The 2,432-nt window shown below is 41.0% G+C and carries 2 protein-coding genes; both read right to left on the bottom strand.

Going from position 1 to position 2,432, the window contains the following annotated elements:
- Positions 1 to 25: 25 nt before the first annotated feature.
- On the bottom strand, positions 26 to 634 hold the full coding sequence (locus LQ956_RS14765; protein ID WP_238630384.1) for a DUF6650 family protein: 609 nt from the start codon (positions 632 to 634) through the stop codon (positions 26 to 28).
- Between the two features lie 72 nt (positions 635 to 706).
- Positions 707 to 2,432, bottom strand: a 1,726-nt coding sequence (locus LQ956_RS14760) for an ATP-dependent nuclease (RefSeq protein WP_238630322.1), incomplete at its 5' end; no start/stop codon positions are given.

Genomic DNA, 2,432 nt, shown 5'->3' with positions numbered 1-2,432 from the left:
GAGGCCGGGGGAGAAAAACCCCCGGCTATCCGATTACACCTTGATTCCCGATAAGCTGGCGTGGCTGATGGTATAGCGACAACAACCATTCATCATCTGCTTTTAGATAGCTATCGATTTTTGGGGTTTTCATGTCGGCGATTGTCGCAACCTGAGTAAGACAGCTATGCATGTGGAACCTTAGTTGCTCCAGGACTTCGAAATATTCATACTGAATATCTCTTGGACGATAGAAGTCAGAAAATTGAGCCTCATCTTTTAACGATGGGTCGACACGTAGCCGCTCTTCATAAGTTATGAACTGCCGCACGCCCTCGGCCATGAGCTCAGTCAGCAGATACAAACCTCCATCATGGAAGTCCGTAAGTTTAACTTGGGCCTCGACCAAAATACTGCGGATGTCCTGAAGGGACGCAAGGGAATTATCAATACAGTTATCGCAGCATTCCTTTGAGCTTAGAACCCTTTTATCGGGCAGCCTTACCAATAGCTCCCTTGCTACCTTTTTCTCAACATCTGTTGGTTTTACCGAAAAGGAAACAAATGGCAAGTTGATAGTCACTCCATCAATATGCTTCTTTGCATTCTCTGCTGCTTTACTAAGCAACTTGTCAAAATTAAACTTGAATTCCATCTCGATTCCTATGGAGAGGTGTAACGCCTCAAACACCGGCGCAGAATTTCTGCGTCCGTGTGCTTTGACTTGTTAGCTGCTGTATTCTCCGTAAATACTGTCGGCAATTGAACCAACAAAATCCGCGAGACTCGCAGGGCATTCATTGGCATAAATTTTCTCCAAGGCGGGTAGTGCCCATCTGTTCTTTCTAACCCCCAAATCCATCCAACCCTCAAGCTCACCTACCGGAACTATGAATAGGCCTAACTCTTTACAGCCATTTATCAATTCTTCAGCTTTTTCTCTCCAAGACTCATCCAAATATTCAAGTCCTTTTTTCTTCAACTCTGACCATTTTGTAGATTCAGAACGAACTCTATTTAGCGCCCCTCTAGCGCCTGATAATGAATGTTCATTCCGGCTTATTTGAGACATCAATTCCGACAAGTCATCTTTCAGTTTTTCTAAGATTTGATCTTCAGAAACACTTTCTATTTGTGATGCAATTTCTCTCCTAATAGATAATATCGTAGACTTATCAAAGTCTAATTTAAAAGCTGATATCGCATTAGAAAGATCTGATTCGGAATTTAAGATGTCAATATCTACAACGCCAACCGTTGGTATTGAAGCATCTTTCAATAGCTTCACAACATCCTTAATGGTCTGCTTATTGTGTGCATGAATAAATAAGATTTCTTGATTTTTGTGCTCATGGACAGCAACGGCATTATAAATAATTCTATCTGTATCAGATTCACAAACCACAACACCCTTAGAAAAAATTCCCTCAAGGACTCTTTGGCTAGATAGAATAGGAGACCTGGATAACGCCTGCGTAGCCTCCGAGGTTATTTTGTTGAATTTCGTGGTGTCATTTATTCGATTAAGCCTGTAGATATCAGCGGATTGACTGCCAGACAAAAGCCCAGATAGAAAATTTGAGTTATGTGTCGCAACTATAATTTGACACGGAAAATCACTGACGTGATCGGAAATCCACTTTCCAAGCCTTCTTGCTTGTTCAGGATGAAGAAATGCCTCCGGCTCATCGAGAAGAACTACTTTGTCTTTAGATAATAGAAGGCTAAGAACTACTGCAACAAAACTTCGAAATCCATCCCCTTGCAGCTCAATCGAAGGATATTGTTTCATGATAGGATAAGCAGCTCTTGGGTCCTCTGGAACACAAGGGAACTCTTTCGATACCGCTAACCTCAACTCTAATCCCGCACTATAATCAAGTCTAATATCCATGCCAAAGGTTGACTGGAATGCACTTCTTAGCTTTTCATCAAACTCTCCAGATGAACCGTAAAGTGCTTGAAGTAAGTTTTTTGGAGAGGTTTCTTCTGGAATATAGTTTGGTGATTTACTCGCGATTTTTAGCCTTGATTCAGAGTTCATATAGAATACCCTGAATTTACTCATACCTAAATATGTGTAATCTAGTTGTTGCTCGCGATCAAACTGTTCTTTGTGAGGATCGAGTTGAATCCTGATCATGGAGTTTTGATCAAAATCCGAAGTAACACTGTCAATTATATGATGCCCTACATTCACCTGATCAACGCGTACATCTAAACCTTCATAGAGCTTTTCGAAGCTCTCAGGCCTATCAATTTTTATTTCTTTGATCAGTGTGGTTTCTGCCTTGTGCCCCTTTAGCAATTTACGGTGTATATCTTTCAGGGTCTGAGACTTACCTACATTATTGGGGCCGACCAACAATGTAAACTTTCCTATTGCTATTGTTTCACCATCTTTGGTTATTATTTCAGATAGTTTCATGGACTTCCTTATTCGTACAGCTAAC

Origin of the sequence: Ectothiorhodospira lacustris (assembly GCF_022227845.1) — a bacterium.
Classification (GTDB): domain Bacteria; phylum Pseudomonadota; class Gammaproteobacteria; order Ectothiorhodospirales; family Ectothiorhodospiraceae; genus Ectothiorhodospira; species Ectothiorhodospira lacustris.
Note: the sequence above shows the minus strand (reverse complement) of the source record. Positions and strands in the feature narration are given on the sequence as shown.